General features: G+C 46.0%; 21 protein-coding genes and 1 riboswitch. Of the genes, 17 read left to right on the top strand and 4 right to left on the bottom strand.

The window, feature by feature from the left end; translation table 11 throughout:
- Positions 1-58 precede the first annotated feature (58 nt).
- The 4 genes from LNN34_RS09055 to LNN34_RS09040 are packed head-to-tail and all read left to right on the top strand — an operon-like array spanning position 59 to position 3,980.
- Complete coding sequence (locus LNN34_RS09055) at positions 59-1,000, top strand: S66 peptidase family protein (RefSeq protein WP_044156202.1); 942 nt, start codon at positions 59-61, stop codon at positions 998-1,000.
- Positions 997-2,097, top strand: coding sequence for a dipeptide epimerase (gene ykfB / locus LNN34_RS09050; protein WP_229043120.1), 1,101 nt, complete (start codon positions 997-999; stop codon positions 2,095-2,097). Before LNN34_RS09055 ends, ykfB begins: the two co-directional genes overlap by 4 nt.
- Entirely contained in the window at positions 2,094-2,984 is an 891-nt protein-coding gene (locus LNN34_RS09045) for a C40 family peptidase (protein WP_229043119.1), read from the top strand. Before ykfB ends, LNN34_RS09045 begins: the two co-directional genes overlap by 4 nt.
- A 12-nt stretch (positions 2,985-2,996) precedes the next feature.
- A complete protein-coding gene (locus LNN34_RS09040; RefSeq protein ID WP_044156198.1) occupies positions 2,997-3,980 on the top strand; it encodes an ABC transporter ATP-binding protein in 984 nt (327 codons plus the stop codon).
- A 38-nt stretch (positions 3,981-4,018) separates the two neighbouring features.
- Here the strand turns inward: LNN34_RS09040 and LNN34_RS09035 are convergent, their stop codons facing one another.
- Positions 4,019-5,068: a lactonase family protein gene (locus LNN34_RS09035; protein WP_227533758.1), complete on the bottom strand. Its 1,050-nt coding sequence runs from the start codon at positions 5,066-5,068 to the stop codon at positions 4,019-4,021.
- Between the two features lie 89 nt (positions 5,069-5,157).
- Positions 5,158-6,018, bottom strand: a complete 861-nt coding sequence (locus LNN34_RS09030) for a dimethylarginine dimethylaminohydrolase family protein (protein ID WP_229043118.1) — start codon at positions 6,016-6,018, stop codon at positions 5,158-5,160.
- A 188-nt stretch (positions 6,019-6,206) separates the two neighbouring features.
- On the opposite strand from LNN34_RS09030, the gene LNN34_RS09025 reads away from it, so the two are divergent.
- Together LNN34_RS09025 and hmpA are read left to right on the top strand one after the other, a co-directional pair.
- Positions 6,207-6,725 (top strand): acyl-CoA thioesterase, encoded by a 519-nt coding sequence (locus LNN34_RS09025; protein ID WP_010333945.1) that lies wholly within the window; start codon positions 6,207-6,209, stop codon positions 6,723-6,725.
- A 251-nt stretch (positions 6,726-6,976) separates the two neighbouring features.
- The gene (hmpA, locus tag LNN34_RS09020) at positions 6,977-8,179 is read left to right on the top strand and encodes an NO-inducible flavohemoprotein (RefSeq protein ID WP_199397542.1); all 1,203 of its coding nucleotides are present in this window, start codon (positions 6,977-6,979) and stop codon (positions 8,177-8,179) included.
- A gap of 71 nt (positions 8,180-8,250) precedes the next feature.
- Here hmpA and LNN34_RS09015 read toward each other — a convergent pair whose 3' ends face one another.
- Positions 8,251-8,433, bottom strand: a complete 183-nt coding sequence (locus tag LNN34_RS09015; RefSeq protein WP_229043456.1) for a hypothetical protein — start codon at positions 8,431-8,433, stop codon at positions 8,251-8,253.
- A gap of 199 nt (positions 8,434-8,632) precedes the next feature.
- Here LNN34_RS09015 and LNN34_RS09010 point away from each other — a divergent pair, with 199 nt between their 5' ends.
- The 9 genes from LNN34_RS09010 (at position 8,633) to LNN34_RS08970 (ending at position 15,639) form a co-directional block, all read left to right on the top strand.
- Complete coding sequence (locus LNN34_RS09010; protein WP_229043117.1) at positions 8,633-9,364, top strand: DUF421 domain-containing protein; 732 nt, start codon at positions 8,633-8,635, stop codon at positions 9,362-9,364.
- A 112-nt stretch (positions 9,365-9,476) separates the two neighbouring features.
- Entirely contained in the window at positions 9,477-10,004 is a 528-nt protein-coding gene (locus LNN34_RS09005; RefSeq protein ID WP_044156190.1) for a DinB family protein, read from the top strand.
- Positions 9,994-10,509 (top strand): GNAT family N-acetyltransferase, encoded by a 516-nt coding sequence (locus LNN34_RS09000; RefSeq protein ID WP_229043116.1) that lies wholly within the window; start codon positions 9,994-9,996, stop codon positions 10,507-10,509. The genes LNN34_RS09005 and LNN34_RS09000 overlap by 11 nt, the downstream gene beginning before the upstream one ends.
- Positions 10,510-10,541: 32 nt before the next feature.
- Positions 10,542-10,654: riboswitch (guanidine-I (ykkC/yxkD leader) on the top strand.
- Between the two features lie 82 nt (positions 10,655-10,736).
- Positions 10,737-11,075, top strand: a complete 339-nt coding sequence (locus tag LNN34_RS08995; protein ID WP_229043115.1) for a DMT family transporter — start codon at positions 10,737-10,739, stop codon at positions 11,073-11,075.
- Entirely contained in the window at positions 11,075-11,392 is a 318-nt protein-coding gene (locus tag LNN34_RS08990) for a DMT family transporter (RefSeq protein WP_024121116.1), read from the top strand. Before LNN34_RS08995 ends, LNN34_RS08990 begins: the two co-directional genes overlap by 1 nt.
- 70 nt (positions 11,393-11,462) lie before the next feature.
- A complete protein-coding gene (gene purU, locus LNN34_RS08985; protein ID WP_229043114.1) occupies positions 11,463-12,365 on the top strand; it encodes a formyltetrahydrofolate deformylase in 903 nt (300 codons plus the stop codon).
- Positions 12,366-12,726: 361 nt separating this feature from the next.
- A complete protein-coding gene (proB, locus tag LNN34_RS08980; RefSeq protein ID WP_044156184.1) occupies positions 12,727-13,824 on the top strand; it encodes a glutamate 5-kinase in 1,098 nt (365 codons plus the stop codon).
- Between the two features lie 11 nt (positions 13,825-13,835).
- On the top strand, positions 13,836-15,083 hold the full coding sequence (proA, locus tag LNN34_RS08975) for a glutamate-5-semialdehyde dehydrogenase (RefSeq protein ID WP_229043113.1): 1,248 nt from the start codon (positions 13,836-13,838) through the stop codon (positions 15,081-15,083).
- A gap of 130 nt (positions 15,084-15,213) precedes the next feature.
- Positions 15,214-15,639, top strand: a complete 426-nt coding sequence (locus LNN34_RS08970; protein ID WP_103671586.1) for an organic hydroperoxide resistance protein — start codon at positions 15,214-15,216, stop codon at positions 15,637-15,639.
- 29 nt (positions 15,640-15,668) lie between these two features.
- Here LNN34_RS08970 and LNN34_RS08965 read toward each other — a convergent pair whose 3' ends face one another.
- Positions 15,669-16,112 (bottom strand): MarR family winged helix-turn-helix transcriptional regulator, encoded by a 444-nt coding sequence (locus LNN34_RS08965; protein ID WP_103671587.1) that lies wholly within the window; start codon positions 16,110-16,112, stop codon positions 15,669-15,671.
- A gap of 143 nt (positions 16,113-16,255) precedes the next feature.
- Between LNN34_RS08965 and LNN34_RS08960 the strand changes: the two genes are divergently transcribed.
- Positions 16,256-16,666, top strand: coding sequence for an organic hydroperoxide resistance protein (locus tag LNN34_RS08960; protein WP_095713467.1), 411 nt, complete (start codon positions 16,256-16,258; stop codon positions 16,664-16,666).
- Between the two features lie 119 nt (positions 16,667-16,785).
- Complete coding sequence (locus LNN34_RS08955; protein ID WP_216394638.1) at positions 16,786-17,889, top strand: glycosyltransferase family 2 protein; 1,104 nt, start codon at positions 16,786-16,788, stop codon at positions 17,887-17,889.
- Position 17,890 lies beyond the last annotated feature (1 nt).

Raw genomic sequence — 17,890 nt, 5'->3', positions numbered from 1 at the left:
TTTCTCTTATTTTCACGTATACGTAGGGTGCAGAGCAAATGAAGGGAGCTGATCGGAGTTGAATCACAAGCCGAACGCACTGAAAAAAGGCGATACAGTCGGTGTCATCGCACCTGCAAGCCCGCCTGATCCGAAAAAGCTTGAAACGGCGCTTTTGTTTTTAGAGGAGCTCGGTCTTCAGGTAAAGCTGGGCAAGGCGCTGAAAAACCAGCACGGCTATTTAGCGGGACAGGATGATGAGCGGCTGGCTGATCTGCACGAGATGTTCAAAGACCAGGAGGTGAAAGCGGTGCTGTGCGCATGCGGAGGCTTTGGCACGGGACGGATCGCTTCAGGCATTGATTACAGCTTGCTCCGCAAACATCCTAAAATCTTTTGGGGATACAGTGATATTACGTTTTTACATACCGCCATCCATCAAAACACAGGCCTCGTCACTTTTCACGGGCCGATGCTCAGCTCAGATATTGGCCTGGAAGACGTTCATCCCCTGACAAAAGCGTCGTATGAGCAGCTGTTTCAAGAGACAGTATTCACCTATACAGAGAAGCTTTCTCCGCTGACGGTGCTTGTTCCGGGAAAAGCGGAAGGAGACCTTGTCGGCGGCAATCTTTCCTTGCTGTCATCGACACTCGGCACGCCGTTTGAAATTGATACGAGGGGAAAGCTCCTGTTTATTGAAGATATTGATGAAGAGCCGTATCAAATTGACCGGATGCTGAATCAGCTGAAAATGGCAGGGAAGCTGGCGGACGCAGCCGGTATTCTTGTTTGTGATTTTCATAACTGCATCCCGGTGAAGCGGGAGAAATCTTTGACGCTTGAGCAGGTGCTCGAAGACTATATTGTGTCCGCCGGAAGGCCTGCTCTTAGAGGGTTTAAGATCGGCCACTGTTCGCCGAGTATTGCCGTTCCGATCGGTGCCCACGCTGCCATGGATACAGCCGAAAAAACGGTCGTCATTGAGGCGGGCGTTTCTGAAGGGGCGCTTTCAGTATGAAGATCACAAAAATAGACACGAAACGGGTCGCCGTGCCGCTGACAAAGCCGTTTAAAACGGCGCTTCGCACAGTGTATACGGCCGAATCTGTTATCGTAACGATCACTTATGATAGTGGCGCAATCGGATGGGGAGAAGCGCCTCCGACGATTGTGATTACCGGAGACAGCATGGACAGTATTGAAAGTGCGATTCACAACGTCTTAAAGCCGGCACTGCTTGGAAGAAGACTGTCCGGCTGGGAGGCCATTCTGCATGACATCCAGCATCTTCTGGAAGGGAATCAAAGCGCAAAAGCAGCTGTAGAAATGGCTGTATACGACGGCTGGGCGCAGATGAGCGGAAAGCCGCTTTACCACATGCTCGGCGGATATCGAAGCACACTTGAAACGGACTACACCGTCAGTGTGAACTCGCCTGAAGAGATGGCGGCGGATGCAGAGAGCTTTCTTAAACAAGGCTTTCAAACACTAAAAATAAAGGTTGGCAGAGATGACATTGAGACAGATATCGCCCGTATTCAAGAAATCAGAAAGTGTGTCGGGCCTGGGGTAAAGCTGCGTTTGGATGCCAATCAGGGATGGGGGTCGAAAGAAGCGGTAACGGCCATTCGGAAAATGGAGGATGCAGGCCTGGACATTGAGCTTGTCGAGCAGCCTGTCCATAAGGATGATCTTGCCGGGCTCAAGAAAGTTACGGATGCAACGGACACCCTAATCATGGCTGATGAAAGTGTATTTACTCCTCGACAGGCATTCGAAGTCCTTCAAACCCGCAGCGCCGACCTGATCAATATTAAATTAATGAAGGCAGGAGGAATCAGCGGTGCAGAGAAAATCAATGCCATGGCTGAGATTTGCGGGGTGGAGTGCATGGTCGGCAGCATGATCGAAACAAAGCTTGGCATAACAGCTGCGGCGCATTTCGCGGCAAGCAAAAAAAACATTACCCGCTTTGATTTCGACGCCCCGCTCATGCTGAAAACGGATTTGATCAAGGGCGGGATTATTTACAGCGGCAGCACGATTACGATGCCTGACAAACCTGGTCTTGGCATTACCGGAGTCGCGTATCAGAAAGGAGGGATGGAAACATGAACCATACTGTTATATCAGCAGTTGCCAACATATGGACAGCACCTGATACTCCTCGTCCATTTGATCACACCATGCTCGATCCGACCGTGTCGATCAGAGAATGGCTGAAGAGCATGACCTATGATCAGCGGCTTGGGTTATGTACAGATAATGTGATTCAGACGCAGGTTCTCTTTGGTGAGGAGGTGCTGGTCACGGCAGAACAGGATGAATGGGTGTCTGTCGTTGTGCCCGGCCAGTCATCCCGCAAGGATAAACGCGGTTATCCGGGCTGGATGAAAAAGAACCAGCTGAAAAACACAAATCTCCCACAATCGAATCACACCGTGGCGATCAGCAAACCAACAGCTTTTTTGTATGGGGATACCGGAGATAAGGAAATTGAACTGAGCTTCTTAACTGCTCTGCCGCTGATTGAAGAAGAGAATGGCTTTTTCAAGGTAGCGACTCCTTTTGGAGATAGGCTCCTGCGACAAACTGATGCGGCGTTTGTTCAGAATAAGAAAGGAACGGCGGAAGACATCATTCAGACAGGGGCATGTTTTCTCGGGCTTCCTTATTTATGGGGAGGTATAAGCGGGTTTGGATTTGACTGCTCTGGTTTTATGTACAGCGTATTTAAAGCAAATGGATACAGGATTCCCCGTGATGCGGGAGACCAGGCGAAAACAGGGAAGGAAGTGCCGCTTCACGACATTGGTGCCGGTGATCTGCTGTTTTTTGCATATGAGGAAGGAAAAGGAGCAATTCATCACGTTGGTCTGTCCATAGGAAACGGAAAAATGCTCCATTCTCCTAAAACAGGGAAATCGATCGAAATCATCACGCTGAAAGATACAGGATATGAAAAAGAGCTTTGTGCGGCACGCCGCTGTTTTTCAGAATGAGGAGGGAGACACATGACACCACTGCTAGAGGTCAGTCAGCTGAAAATGCATTTTGACGCAGGGAAAAAGCGAACAGTCAAAGCGGTCGACGGGGTAACCTTCCAGATTCATGAGGGGGAGACGTTCGGGCTTGTCGGAGAATCCGGCTGCGGGAAATCAACCTTGGGAAGAGTGCTGATGCGTCTTTACCATCCCACAGAAGGAAGCGTCAAATACCGCGGAACAAATCTTCACGCCCTCAGTGAGAAAGAGCAGTTTGCCTCTAACCGCAAACTGCAGATGATTTTTCAGGACCCTTATGCATCGCTCAATCCGCGGATGACTGTTCGAGAAATCATTCTAGAGCCGATGGAAATTCATAATCTTTACAATACCCATAAAGCGCGGCTTCTCGTTGTGGACGAGCTGCTTGAGGCAGTGGGGCTTCACCCGGATTTCGGCAGCCGTTACCCGCATGAATTCAGCGGCGGTCAAAGGCAGAGAATTGGGATTGCCAGAGCGCTTTCATTGAATCCGGAGTTTATCGTAGCGGACGAACCGATTTCTGCGCTTGATGTGTCGGTTCAGGCGCAAGTGGTCAACCTGCTGAAGCGGCTTCAAAAAGAAAAAGGGCTCACATTTCTGTTTATTGCCCATGATTTATCGATGGTAAAGCATATCAGCAACAGAATCGGCGTTATGTACTTAGGCCACATGATGGAAATTACAGATAGCGGCACATTGTATCGTGAACCGCTGCACCCGTATACGAAGGCGCTGCTGTCCTCGATTCCGATTCCGGACCCCGAATTAGAGGACAAGCGTGAGCGCATCATTTTAAAAGGGGAGCTGCCGAGTCCGGTCCATCCGCCGAGCGGCTGTGTGTTTCGGACGCGCTGCCCGGAGGCGATGCCTGAATGCGGAGAATCACGCCCTTTGCTTCAAGAAATCGAAGCCGGCCGTTTCGTTGCCTGCCATTTATATCGAAATGCTGAAACGAAAGAAAAGGTGAGATAAACAAAAAGCTGGCTCCGCTGTTGGGAGCCAGCTTTCTTTTATGATTGCTGTAAAAATTTCACGCACACCGGATAAGGGACAGAAACGGTTGAAGGAAGCAGCGACAGCCGGCCTGTCTCTGTGTCTCTTTCAAACAATACGAGATTGCCCGTTTCTTCATTTGAAGCAACGAGGAAGGTCTCCGTTGGATCCAGCACAAAGTCACGAGGCCAGTTTCCTTCAGTCGATACTCTTTCCACAAATGCCAGCTCGCCTGAATATTGATTCACTTCAAAAACAGCGATGCTGTCATGGCCGCGGTTTGCAACGTAAACAAAACGCCCATCCTGAGTGACGTGAATGGCGCTTCCCTGGCTGTTATCTGTGAAATCATCAGGGATGGCAGAGACGACTTGAAGTTCTCTGAATTCGCCGGCTGTCGGATTGTATTCAAGCGCAATCACTTCATTGCTTAATTCTGTCATGACATATGCGTATTTTTCTTTCGGGTGAAAAGCGATATGACGAGGGCCTGCACCGGGAGCGAAGGAATGGCTTCCGGATTCAGTTAATTCACCGTCTTTCAGCTTATAGGTGTACAGCTTGTCTGTCCCTAAGTCAACCGCTACGACATAATTATGTTCAGGTGTAAAGCCCGCATAGTGTGTATGCGGCTTTTCCTGTCTTTCATGCGGACCCTTTCCTGTATGGGCGGCTTCTGAAGCGGGAGATTGCAGACCTCCGTCTTGTTGAACCGGAAAAGCGTGCACCTTCCCGCTGTGATAGTTGGCTGTCAATACGAATTGCTGATGATCATCGACGCTCACGTGGCATGGCGATGGGCCATCGATTAACTGATGATTCAGAAATGTTAATTCACCGCTGTTTTTATCGATTTTATAGGCAGCAATACCGCCTTTACCGTCTGCTTTTTCAATTGAATAAAGAATCGTGTTGTCTTTATTCGGCGTCACATATGTGGGGTTTCCCAGCTTTGCGGCAAGCTTTGGCTCGCTGAGTGTTTTTTTCTCAGTATCAAGCTCGAATGAATAAATGCCTTCACTTCCGCCTTTTGTATATGTTCCGACATATCCTATGTACTTTGTCATGCGATTTCCCCCTTAAAAATGATGTCATCTCTATATTAACGTATCTTAAAGAAATACGCTGTTCAAAACATGAAAAAGGGGAATATTCTTCATTCGCCTCGAATGAGCGGCATCGTACAGCATCTGAAGGAACCGCCTGATTTGATAATTTCTGACAAGTCAATTTCGATGATGTGATAGCCTCTTTTGGATAATTCACGATTCACATGACGATTGCCCGGCAGGCTGATGATGGTTTTTCTGCCGATAGACAGGACGTTTGTGCCAAGTGTAAATTGTTCGTTTTCGGGTACCTCAATGAGATTGTAACGCTCTGCCAGCATATCAACTTCCTGCTGCGGAAGGGCTTCAGGGTAGATTAATGCTTCGCTTTCAGAAATGATATTAAATACGCAGTCCAGATGCAGAAATTTTTCATGGAGCGGAACTGGGATGATGGTATATTCAGGAAGCTCTTCTTGCAGCTGGCCGACCGCTGAGATGTCCGTGCGCTGGCTGATTCCGACATAAACGGTAGTGCCATCTATGACGACATCCCCGCCTTCAATGCTAGTATCCAGCATCCGGGTATAAGGAATCCCTTGATTGTGGAAAAATTCTTTTATCACAGCTTCTTCCCCTTGGCGAATGGGCTCAGTCATGCTGGAAAGAAAGGCTTTTTCCCCGATGACAAAACCGATATCCCGGGTAAATACCTGCTCAGGCAGTCCGTGCTGAACAGGCAAAAGGATGACCTCAATGCTGTGTGACCTGAGCTCTTCTACTAAGCGTTTGTGCTGCTCTTTGGCGGTTTTGACCTGAATATTGTCTTCTTCAAAATGTTTTTGGGTTTCATTAATAACGTCCTTAATTGTCATATGCTCGGGTTTGCATAAAATAACTTTCTTCAAGGTGTCATATTCAGTTTGGCATACCGTTTTGTGCTGATGTTTTGGAACAGATACATCCATTTGTTTCTCCTCCTGACCGTGTGAAGAATACGTATATTATTCCCTCGTCAGCCAAATCATTAAACATTTAAGAAAGAAAACCTGACAGACAAATCATTTTAAATTTTAGACAAATGGATGAGAATATTGTTTAATAGGAGAATATGAGTGCATTTACTAATCGATCAGACATCAAAGGGGAGAAAGGTATGGAAGCACAGGAAACAAAATTTTGTAAAGAGTCAAAGGTTGTGAAAACCAGCAGGGTATTCCCTCTCGATACGAACAATCATAATACGCTGTTTGGGGGAAAACTGATGAGTTATATCGATGATATTGCCTCTATTTCCGCAGCGCGCCATTGCAGACGTGATACGGTAACGGCTTCGATGGACTCTGTCGATTTTCTGAAACCGATCGGGCAAAGGGAGTCTGTCTGCTTGGAATCATATGTGACTTGGGTCGGCACATCTTCCATGGAGGTGTTTGTGAAAGTCATCAAAGAGCATCTGATGACTGGTGAACGGGAGCTCGCCGCGACATCCTTTTTGACCTTTGTCGCATTAGACTCAAACGGCAAGCCGGTGCCTGTGCCGAGAGTTGTACCGGAAACCGAAGAGGAAATCATGCTGCATAACACAGCGGTTCAGCGTGCCAGTGAACGGAAAAACCGAAAAAAACACAGTCAGGCGCTGGCAAATGCGCTTGGAACAGACAAGCCTTGGTAAACATGAAACCCAAAACATACGTTGTTTTGGGTTTTTTTGTGCCTTCCATTTTTTCGCTGTTAATGGTGATCATTACAGAGGTTAGTCCGTTTTTGCTAGGGAATTCTATAAAAAAGCAACAATTGTCACGTTAAATTGATAATTTTGTGACAACTTTATTAAAGATTCATTTTAAATATATCTTTTAAAGGCAGGATCATGTATTTTAAAGATATATTTTAAATACATCTTTTCGGAAGGGTTGTTAAACGATGTTAGATAACAAAACAATCGAAATCATAAAAAGCACTGTACCAGTATTACAGCAGCACGGAGAATCCATTACAGGACGTTTTTACGACCTCATGTTCCAAGATCATCCTGAGCTTTTAAACATTTTTAATCAAACAAACCAAAAGAAAAAAACACAGCGTACCGCCCTGGCGAATGCCGTTATTGCAGCTGCAGCTAATATTGACCAGCTTGGCAATATCATTCCGGTCGTCAAACAAATCGGCCATAAACACCGCAGTATCGGTATTAAGCCTGAACATTATCCGATTGTCGGCAAATATTTGCTGATTGCGATTAAAGATGTTTTGGGAGATGCAGCGACTCCTGACATTATGCAGGCGTGGGAGAAAGCGTATGGAGTTATAGCTGACGCTTTTATCGGAATTGAAGAAGAAATGTATGAACAAGCGGAACACCAAACTGGCGGATGGAAGGAGTATAAGCCTTTCATCGTTGCGAAAAAAGTGCGTGAAAGCAAAGAAATAACATCCTTCTATTTGAAACCGGAAGACGGCAAGCCGTTACCTGAATTTCAAGCAGGGCAGTATATCAGCATCAAAGTCCGGATTCCTGATTCTGAATATACGCATATCCGTCAATACAGCTTGTCTGATATGCCGGGAAAAGACTATTATCGAATTTCAGTTAAGAAAGACGGTGCTGTGTCTTCTTATTTACACGAAGGGCTGCATGAGGGGGATTCATTAGAAATCAGCGCACCGGCAGGAGATTTTGTTTTAGATTCTTCATCCCGCAAAGATCTCGTTCTGCTTAGTGCCGGAGTTGGCATCACACCGATGATCAGCATGCTGAAAACGTCTGTTTCCAAACAGCCTGAGCGGCAGATTCTGTTTATCCATGCCGCGAAAAATAGTGAATACCACGCGCTGCGCGATGAAGCAGAAGAGGCAGCAGAGCATTCTTCTGTTAAAACGGCATTTGTGTATCGCGAGCCGACAGAAGAAGACCGCGCGGGTGACATTCAATTTCATGAAGGTCAGATTGACCAGCAGTTTCTCAAAAGCCTGATCGCCAATACAGATGCGGATTATTATATTTGCGGTTCACCGTCTTTTATCACTCAAATGCATAAGCTTGTATCGGAGCTCGGATCAGCGCCAGAGTCTATTCATTACGAACTGTTCGGTCCTCAATTAAGCATCGCACAGTCCATTTCTTAATACACACAGCTCTTCTTTTATATGAGAAGGGCTTTTTTTAGGTAAATAGAAGAAGGCGGACGCGCCTTCTTCTACATCCGCACAATGACTGATCCGCCTCCATTTGTGCATACGCGATTTTGCTGCTCTTGAATCGTTCTCAGCAATTCATTGTTCACCACGATGGCTCTGATCAAATGCTCCATTTTAAGCTCTAAACCGGCCAGCCTGTCAGCTGTATGGTATGGCTGATAGGATGCGGATTTTGACTGTATGCTTTCATATTGCCAATTGGCACTCTTATGCTGATGTTTTATGCTGTCCCTCCAATAACAAGACTTTCTACTATGTTATGTGCCTGCATTCTGCACGTTCGCCTATTTGGATGCTGGATGAAGAGGTAAGATATGCATAGCGTTTCAGTTACAGGGAACAATATATTCATTATGACTAGCGGATGGAGGGCAATGATCAGTGTTATGGATGGTATGGGCATTTTTATTCAAGCCTGTTATCGTGTTTTCGATTGCATATATTTTGTTTCGGCTTGCCGGAAAAAAAGCCGTGTCACAAATGAACAATTTTGATTTGCTTTTGACCTTCGCAATCGGAACCATTATCAGTGAGCCAATCCTCACATCCAAGCTGCCGATGTCTATTTATTACGCAGGCGCCTTTTTATTGCTTTATCTTCTGATGAGCAAGCTTGCTCTTTCTAATAAGTGGAGATGGCTGCTGGTGGTCAGTCCGACAGTGTTAATCCGGAACGGGGATATCGATGAGCGTGGACTCAAAAAAGAGAGGCTGACCGTCAATGAGCTGCTCGGAAAACTGAGAGAAAAGGGCTATGCTGATCCGGCTGATATTGATCTTGCCATCATTGAAGAAACGGGAGAAGTAAGCGTGATCCCGACAGAAGAAGCGAGAGCAGTGCAGGTGCGGGATTTGAATATAGAGGCTGAACGGAACTTTATCCCGATACCCCTCATATTGGACGGCGAGATCCTTGATCACAATTTGAAGTACCTTCAAAAAAACCGAAGCTGGCTGTTTGAAAAGCTTAAGGAAAAAGGACACAGCCCAAAACAGCTGTCTTTGGTCACGCTCGGCACGTTAAATGACCGCGGTGACATCTCACTCGATTTGAATACATCCAACGGTGCGCACCATGATCCGTATTTGTACAAGCCTGGAAATAACAATTAAATGTGCTGCCGACATTCTTTGGCGCTTTTTTGATAGATTAGATTGTGCCTTCTGCAAAGGAAATGTCCCCCCTTACGTCAAAATGTACACATAGGTAAGGAGGGAATGGAACATGAGGGACTTATTCATTAGAAAAGACATGGCGCCGACAGTCAGTCTGCTGTATTCCGCAGTGGAAGAAAACAGCCTCCGTCTGGCATCCATTGTGAGCCGCATGACTCACAGAGAGCTATATTATAAGGGGTGCTGTCAAACAAAAAACAGCACGGCACAGCTGCTGCAGCATATCGCAAATGTTGATATCAGATGGGTGTGGCGCATAAAGGAGAATCGGGTCCCTGAACATATTGAAGACATTTACGGCCCGATGACAGATGAAAGCGGACGATTGCCTGAACCAAAGAATCAGCCGGGGTTAGAAGAACTTTTGACAAGACATCAACATGTCGTAAACGAGCTGAAATCGGTATGTAAGACCTTGACCGAGAGCGATTTGCATCAAACACTTTCTTACGAGGGTGACAAGGCAACAGTAAGATGGGGGATATGGCATATGGCGGACCATAATCGCTATCATCAAGCCCATATTGAAGCCCTTAAAAAAGAATGGAAGCAGGATATGATCAAAAATGGGCGCTGAAACGAAGCTTGTGACCGAACGGATTCGTTTGCGCTGTATGGAGGACCGGGATCAAGAATCTTTACTTGAGCTTTTCAGCGACCCTGAAGTGATGAAATATTATTCCGGTTTAAAAGATAAACGGCAAACCCGCGAGTGGATCGCTTGGAACAAAAGAAATGAAAAAGGGTACCGGGTCAGTCTCTGGATCGCCGAAGACATACAGACGGGGGATTTTTTAGGCCAATGCGGAATCGTGCCTCAGCAAACCGAAAATGAAACGGCAATGGAAATCGGCTATATGTTTGCCCGCCGGCACTGGGGAAACGGCTATGCGCAAGAAGCGGCCAAAGCCTGCCTGGACTATGGTTTCAAGGAGCGGCAGTACGGCAAAATTGCGGCTTTGATTGACCCGGATAACAAAGCGTCTTTACGGGTGGCAGAGAAAATCGGCATGCTTTACAGCCGGATGATCAGAAAATGGAATAAACCGATCGCTGTGTATGAAAGAAAATCTTACAATTGAAGACAGCGTCGAGGTGTAGTATCATAAGACCAGATAAAGTTTTCTAGGGTTCCGCATGTTCATTGACATGGACTGGTCCGAGAGAAAACACATATGCGCATCATAACAGCGCATATGCACACGGAGGGAAAAAAGCCCGGGAGAGTCAAGCTCATTATGAGTCGACTGTCCGGGGTTTTTTTGTTTTCGGAGAATTTTATTGCATAGATAGAAAGGAATGATGTGATATGAAATGGGGATTGGTTGTGTTAGCCGCCGTATTTGAGGTTGTTTGGGTTGTGGGCTTAAAGCATGCTGACTCAGTCTTAACATGGAGCGGCACTGCCGTCGGTATCATAGTTAGCTTTTATTTGTTAATGAAGGCGACAGCCAGCCTGCCGGTCGGTACCGTATACGCCGTCTTTACAGGTCTTGGCACAGCAGGAACGGTGATGAGTGAAATGTTTCTGTTTCACGAACCGGTCGGATTGCTGAAGCTTTTGTTAATCGGCGTGCTCTTAATCGGTGTGATCGGATTGAAGCTTGTAACACAGGATGAGGCTGAAGAAAAAGGAGGTGAGGCATAATGCTTCATTGGATCAGTTTATTAGGCGCGGGATTTTTGGAAATGGCAGGCGTCGCACTTATGAATCAATTTGCGAAAGAAAAAAGCCCCAAATGGGTAGTGCTGATCATTATCGGTTTTGCCGCCTCATTTTCCTTATTATCATTTGCTATGGAAACCATTCCGATGGGCACCGCTTACGCCGTTTGGACAGGAATCGGCACCGCGGGCGGGGCGCTTATCGGCATTCTCTTTTACAATGAGCCGAAAGACGCCAAACGGATCTTCTTTATCGCTTTAATCTTGTGCTCGGCCGTCGGTTTAAAAATTCTGTCATAAATTGATTTTTATCAAATCTTCAGTATAATGGATAATTAGTTTAGACTTACAAAGATAAGAGGGATTATTCATGAAATCATATATGACCCAGCGGTTAAATGAATACCGTGACGGAAATGAAGATAAAGGGCGCCTCTTGGTCAGCTGTCCTGATCAGCCGGGTATTGTTGCTGCCGTTTCTGCGTTTTTATTAGAACATGGCGCCAATATTATTGAATCCAATCAATATACGACAGATCCTGAAGGCGGGCGTTTTTTCCTGAGAATTGACTTCGACTGTGAGGGCATTCAGGAGAAAAAAGAAAAACTCCAGGACGCGTTTTCGTCTATTGCGAATACATTCGACATGACGTGGAGCTTAGCGATGGCCAGCGAGCTGAAGCGTGTCGCTATTTTTGTATCAAAGGAGCTTCATTGTCTGCATGAGCTCATTTGGGAATGGCAAACAGGCAATCTCATGGCGGAAATCGCGGTTGTCATCAGCAACCATGAAGATGCGAGAGACCTTGTTGAACCGCTGAACATTCCATTCCACTATTTAAAAGCGAACAAAGATATCAGAGCGGAAGTTGAGAAACAGCAGCTTGAACTGCTGGAGCAATATGATATTGATGTGATCGTTCTTGCTCGCTACATGCAGATCTTAACGCCTGATTTTGTGTCGGCTCATCCGAATCGAATCATCAATATCCACCATTCCTTCCTGCCTGCTTTTATCGGTGCCAATCCGTATAAACGGGCTTATGAGCGGGGGGTCAAATTGATTGGCGCAACTTCTCACTATGTCACAAATGACCTTGATGAAGGGCCGATCATTGAACAGGACATTGAGCGTGTTGACCACCGCGACAATGCCGACGCGCTGAAAAATATCGGCAGAACGATTGAACGCAGCGTTCTTGCCCGCGCTGTGAAATGGCACCTGGAAGACCGCGTCATCGTTCACGAAAATAAAACCATTGTCTTTAACTAGACTGCCAGACGCCCGCGCAATGCGGGCTTTTTTGATGTGGAAAAAACCTTGACAAGAGGCTTTTTTCTTTGCATAATATAAAAAAATCATTGAGCGTTGAAGAGGATTAGTAAGCAGACCTTTCTGTGACAGAGAGCAAAATGAGTGGCTGAAACATTTTGCCGCATGAAACCTGCCGAACCTGCCTTGGAGTCTTAGGGGGAAAACCTAGGCGCATAACCTGGCGTTACAGGGAAGCGGAACGTGCTGAAGTGCGTTCAAACAAGGTGGTACCACGGAAACCCATTTCGTCCTTATTAATGAGGATGAAATGGGTTTTTTTATTGTAAGTTGGCTGGCGAAGAGCCGCGGAGGAGAATAAATGAAAAAACAAAGAATAGTAGTGAAGATAGGAAGCAGTTCGCTTACAAATAGCAAAGGAAGCATTGATGAGGTAAAAATCAGAGAACACGTTCAGGCAATTTCTCTTTTGAAAAAAGCGGGGCATGAAATGATTTTGATTACCTCGGGAGCGGTAGCGGCGGGGTTTTCCAGTCTCGGTTATCCGTCCCGTCCTGTTACCCTCAAGGGAAAGCAGGCGGCAGCCGCGGTCGGACAAACACTGTTAATGCAGCAATACATGAATCAATTTAAACAATACTCACTTACCCCGGGTCAAATCCTTTTGACGAGAAATGATTTTTCGAAGAGAGAGCGGTATCGAAACGCGTATGCAACGATTATGGAATTGCTGGAGCGTGGTGTTATCCCGGTTATTAATGAAAATGATTCTACGTCTGTTGAAGAATTGACTTTTGGCGACAATGATATGCTCTCTGCTTTGGTCAGCGGATTAATTCATGCAGACCAGCTCATGATCCTGACTGACATTAACGGGCTGTATGATGCCAATCCAAATGAAAATCCCGATGCGAAACGATTTGATTATTTGCCGGAGATCACCCCTGAATTGCTGGGATACGCGGGTTCAGCCGGATCAAAGGTCGGCACGGGCGGTATGAAATCAAAGCTGTTAGCTGCACAAACCGCACTGTCTCTTGGGGTCAAAGTGTTCATCGGAACAGGCAGCGGCGAACAAAAGCTGGCGGATATTTTAGACGGCAGGGGAGATGGGACTTATATCGGCGACAAGGAGCTATCCTCAGTCAACAATACGAGACAATGGATTCAATTCCACTCGCCGATATCAGGGGAAATCGTCATTGACGCGGGTGCCGAAGAGGCGATGGTTCATAACGGAAGCAGTCTTTTACCGGCTGGCGTAGTAGGCGTGAACGGGAGCTTTCCAAAAGGGGCTGTCGTGGAAGTCCGGGGACCGGGCGGTGTGATCGGCAAAGGCCAGACCCATTATTCATCTGAGGAGATTATGGAGGCAAAAGGCAAACGAAGCAATGAGCTTGATTTTGACAAAACGTTTGAGGTCATTCACAGGAATGACTGGGTCAACTTAAAAGACTAGGGGGCGGAAAAATGAGTGAAGTTTCTGTAAAAGCGAAGCTGGCAAAAGAAGCAGCAGCTGAAATGATGATGAAAACAACGGCTGAAAAAAATGAGGCGCTTAGTCTTATTGCAAATGGACTCCGTAAAGAATTGGATTTTCTCTTATCGGAAAATGCAAAAGACATTGAGAACGGAAAAGCAAATGGGTTAACACCCGATGTCATTGACCGTCTCACGCTGGATGAGAAACGCATACGCGACATCGCGGACGCGGTAGAGCTATTGATTGATCTGGCTGACCCAGTCGGCGAATCTCTTGAAACAATTGAAAAAGAGAACGGCCTGTTTATTGAAAAAATCCGTGTGCCGCTCGGTGTTGCCGGAATGATTTACGAGGCGAGGCCAAACGTCACAGTTGATGCGGCTACCCTTTGCCTGAAAACAGGAAATGTGGTTGTCCTGCGGGGGAGCTCCTCGGCCATTCACAGCAACAAAGCACTCGTCAGTGTTATTCACAGAGCGCTTGAGCAATCAGCGCTTCCAATCAACGCTGTGCAGCTGATTGAGGATACGAGCAGAGAGACAGCAAAAGAACTCTTTACGTTAAATGACGGATTGGATGTATTGATTCCGCGCGGAGGAAAAAAACTGATTGATCTCGTTGTAAGAGAATCAACAGTCCCGGTATTAGAAACCGGAGCCGGCAACTGTCATATTTTCATAGATGAAACGGCAAATCAGCAAATGGCTGAAAAGATTGTCATAAACGCCAAAACGCAGCGCCCTTCCGTGTGCAACGCGATTGAATCACTGCTGATCCACAAAGCATGGGCAGAGCAGCACGGAAAAGAATTGCTGACGCAGCTGGAAAAAGCGGGAGTCGAAATCCGCGGCGATGAATTCGTATGCGGGCTTCATTCTTCAAGCAAACAGGCGTCAGAAGAAGATTGGGGAACGGAATACTTAGGGCCTGTCATCAGTGTAAAGACGGTTGAAAGTGTACAGGAAGCTGTGCAGCATATCCAGAAATACGGCACTAATCATTCTGAAGCCATTTTAACTGAAAACGATCAGCATGCGGCTTACTTTCAAACGGCTGTAGACGCCGCCGCGGTCTATCATAACGCGTCGACCCGTTTTACCGATGGCTTTGAATTTGGCTACGGAGCAGAAATCGGCATCAGTACACAAAAGCTTCATGCAAGAGGACCGATGGGGCTTCCTGCATTAACTTCTACAAAATATATCATTAAAGGAACAGGACAAATTCGCGAATAGCGGGGCAATGTTCGATGAAAAAGCTTATCTCGTAACGGGATAAGCTTTTTTTTGTGCACTAAAAAATTGACACCGCAAATTAGATTGTGTACAATTTAATTGTATAAAATATATTTAGGGGGATACAAAAATGAGTCAGCCATTATTTACAGCGTCTGTTTCAGCCGTAGGAGGAAGAGAAGGAAAGGTAATTTCATCAGACCGCGTTCTCGAGCTCGATGTCGCAATGCCGGGAACACCGAGAGCAAAGAAATTAGAAAAAGCGACAAATCCGGAGCAGCTGTTTGCGGCAGGTTACGCAGCTTGCTTTGACAGCGCACTTCAGCTTGTAGCAAGAACAGAACGAGTGAAAGTGGAGACGGAGGTTACAGCGCATGTCAGCCTGTTAAAGGATGAAGCAGATCAGGGCTACAAACTGGGTGTGACGCTGCAGGTGAAAGGAAAAGGAGTCAGTGCATCAGAATTACAGGCACTTGTGCAAAAAGCGCACGGTGTCTGCCCTTATTCAAAAGCAACCTCCGGCAATATCGATGTTACATTGGAAATCGCTGAATAAAAAATGAGGATGCCTCACATAGGGCATCCTCATTTTTTATGGTGCAGCGTTTCAAGCAATGTATATAGAGCCGATTTTAAGTGTTTTAATTCCTCGCCGGACTGGCCTGAGAGTCCCAGAATCGTTCCCGGAATATCAGCCGCTTTTTCTTTTAATAACGTTCCGTTCTCTGTCAGGCTGATCATCACCAACCGCTCATCCTCTTCAGATCTTTTTCTGGTAATCAAGTCCTGCTGCTCCATCCGTTTCAGCATCGGTGTCAGCGTTCCGGAATCCAAATACAGAAGCTCGCCCATTTTTTTGACGGAAAGTGTTTCGTGTTCCCACAATAAAAGCAAAGCCAAATATTGAGGGTATGTCACATTCAGCTTTTCAAGCAGCGGCTTGTACTGCTTTGTCATTTCCCGCGAACTCGCATAAAGCAAAAAACAAAGCTGATTCTCTAATTTCATATGATCAAATCCATTTTGCATCTGTGTTCACCAACTCTTTCTGACATTACATACTATTGTAGCTGAAAATCACCACTTTTCCTATTCTCGGCAAACAAAACATGTTTAAAAAGATGTGTATGGGAAATATAACAACTAAAGACAAATAAGGAGGCTGAAAACAAATGGCATTATTTACAGCAAAAGCCACTGCTCGCGGCGGACGTTCAGGACATATTCAATCAGATGACGGGGTTCTCGATTTTGACATTGTCATGCCCAATGCAAAAAAAGAAGGACAAACTGGAACAAACCCGGAACAGCTCTTTGCCGCAGGTTATGCAGCATGCTTTGGCGGCGCGCTTGAACACGTGGCCAAAGAACAAAATATTGACATTGATTCAGAAATTGAAGGACAGGTCAGCCTCATGAAGGATGAAAGTGACGGCGGCTTTAAAATCGGAGTCACACTTGTCGTCAATACAAAGGGATTGGATCGGGATAAAGCCCAAGAGCTTGTCGAGGCTGCTCATGAATTTTGTCCTTATTCTAAAGCGACAAGAGGAAATGTTGATGTAAAATTGGAATTAAAATAATTTGCAGCATCCTGAGAGTTCTCAGGATGTTTTTTTGATATGAACGGATTGGTTATGATCTTTTCGAAGTGTGAATACATGTAGTATAGGTGGATTCAGACTAGAGAAAAGGTGAGCGAATGAAAAGACCGAAGCTGTCAGTTTGTATGATTGTCAAAAATGAAGAACGTCATATTGTCCGCTGTTTAGAAAGCGTGCAGCATATTGCTGATGAAATCATTGTCGTTGATACCGGATCAAACGATCAAACCGTAGAAATTTGCAGAAGTTTTCATGCTCAGGTCTATCATCATCAATGGACACAGGATTATTCGCAGGCAAGAAACATCAGTTTACAGCATGCCAAGGGTGAGTGGATTTTGATTTTGGATGCAGATGAAGAGTTAGACGTGGATACGGGAAGCTTATTGCGTTCACTGCTGAATGACTGCAGGCAGTCCCTTGGTTACGTAAAGGTTATAAACTATACGGGAAAGCAATGGGATGAAAACGAAGCATTTGAACAAATGCAGATCAGGCTGATACGGAATCAGCGGAAGATAACGTTTAAGGGAAGAATTTGCGAAAAGCCCGTGGGTGAGGAGGCAAGCGGCGCTTTCTCTCTCCCTTGTGTTATTCACCATTACGGCTATCTGGAGCAGGAGGCAAAGTGTAAGCATAAACGTAATTTAAGCATGTTGAATACAGAATTATTGACGTCATATGCCGACCCGCTTCTCATTTATCAGAAAGCAGCTGAGTACGACAGAGGCGGTGAACAGAGCAAAGCCATCCGCCTGGCAATGAAGTGCATAAATGAATGCAACAGCAAAAAGCAAATTCCTCCAGCGGTTTTATATTATATCAAGTTTAAACTCTTCATTGATTCTGAACGGTATGAAGAAGCTGAGCGGGATATTGATGAAGCACTGCGGCATTATCCAGATTACAGCACCCTTTACTACTACAAAGGGATAATGAAGTATCAGCTTAAAAAAGTCAGAGAAGCGATTACAGCATTTGAATCCTGTCTGCAAACGCAAGGTGAAAACCATCAGTACGTACAGGTTAAAGGAGCCGCTGATTTTCGATCCCTTTGCTGGCTGGGCGTCTGTCACGCTGAATTGCCTCAACATATGGCAGCCGTTTTATATTTGCAAAAAGCGCTGAAAGCAAACCCGAGGTGTACTCAGGCACAGCAGCTGCTCAGTGAATTAACAAAGGATCAGGCCGCACATGCCTGAT

The organism is Bacillus sp. AF23 (assembly GCF_020861455.1).
In the GTDB taxonomy this organism is placed as follows: domain Bacteria; phylum Bacillota; class Bacilli; order Bacillales; family Bacillaceae; genus Bacillus; species Bacillus halotolerans.
Note: the sequence above shows the minus strand (reverse complement) of the source record. Positions and strands in the feature narration are given on the sequence as shown.

Coding starts and splice junctions, on each gene's coding strand:
- ykfB (WP_229043120.1), top strand. CDS start 997: ATGAAGATCACAAAAATAGACACGAAACGGGTCGCCGTGCCGCTGACA.
- LNN34_RS09045 (WP_229043119.1), top strand. CDS start 2,094: ATGAACCATACTGTTATATCAGCAGTTGCCAACATATGGACAGCACCT.
- LNN34_RS09040 (WP_044156198.1), top strand. CDS start 2,997: ATGACACCACTGCTAGAGGTCAGTCAGCTGAAAATGCATTTTGACGCA.
- LNN34_RS09035 (WP_227533758.1), bottom strand. CDS start 5,068: ATGACAAAGTACATAGGATATGTCGGAACATATACAAAAGGCGGAAGT.
- LNN34_RS09030 (WP_229043118.1), bottom strand. CDS start 6,018: ATGGATGTATCTGTTCCAAAACATCAGCACAAAACGGTATGCCAAACT.
- LNN34_RS09025 (WP_010333945.1), top strand. CDS start 6,207: ATGGAAGCACAGGAAACAAAATTTTGTAAAGAGTCAAAGGTTGTGAAA.
- hmpA (WP_199397542.1), top strand. CDS start 6,977: ATGTTAGATAACAAAACAATCGAAATCATAAAAAGCACTGTACCAGTA.
- LNN34_RS09005 (WP_044156190.1), top strand. CDS start 9,477: ATGAGGGACTTATTCATTAGAAAAGACATGGCGCCGACAGTCAGTCTG.
- LNN34_RS09000 (WP_229043116.1), top strand. CDS start 9,994: ATGGGCGCTGAAACGAAGCTTGTGACCGAACGGATTCGTTTGCGCTGT.
- LNN34_RS08995 (WP_229043115.1), top strand. CDS start 10,737: ATGAAATGGGGATTGGTTGTGTTAGCCGCCGTATTTGAGGTTGTTTGG.
- LNN34_RS08990 (WP_024121116.1), top strand. CDS start 11,075: ATGCTTCATTGGATCAGTTTATTAGGCGCGGGATTTTTGGAAATGGCA.
- purU (WP_229043114.1), top strand. CDS start 11,463: ATGAAATCATATATGACCCAGCGGTTAAATGAATACCGTGACGGAAAT.
- proB (WP_044156184.1), top strand. CDS start 12,727: ATGAAAAAACAAAGAATAGTAGTGAAGATAGGAAGCAGTTCGCTTACA.
- proA (WP_229043113.1), top strand. CDS start 13,836: ATGAGTGAAGTTTCTGTAAAAGCGAAGCTGGCAAAAGAAGCAGCAGCT.
- LNN34_RS08970 (WP_103671586.1), top strand. CDS start 15,214: ATGAGTCAGCCATTATTTACAGCGTCTGTTTCAGCCGTAGGAGGAAGA.
- LNN34_RS08965 (WP_103671587.1), bottom strand. CDS start 16,112: ATGCAAAATGGATTTGATCATATGAAATTAGAGAATCAGCTTTGTTTT.
- LNN34_RS08960 (WP_095713467.1), top strand. CDS start 16,256: ATGGCATTATTTACAGCAAAAGCCACTGCTCGCGGCGGACGTTCAGGA.
- LNN34_RS08955 (WP_216394638.1), top strand. CDS start 16,786: ATGAAAAGACCGAAGCTGTCAGTTTGTATGATTGTCAAAAATGAAGAA.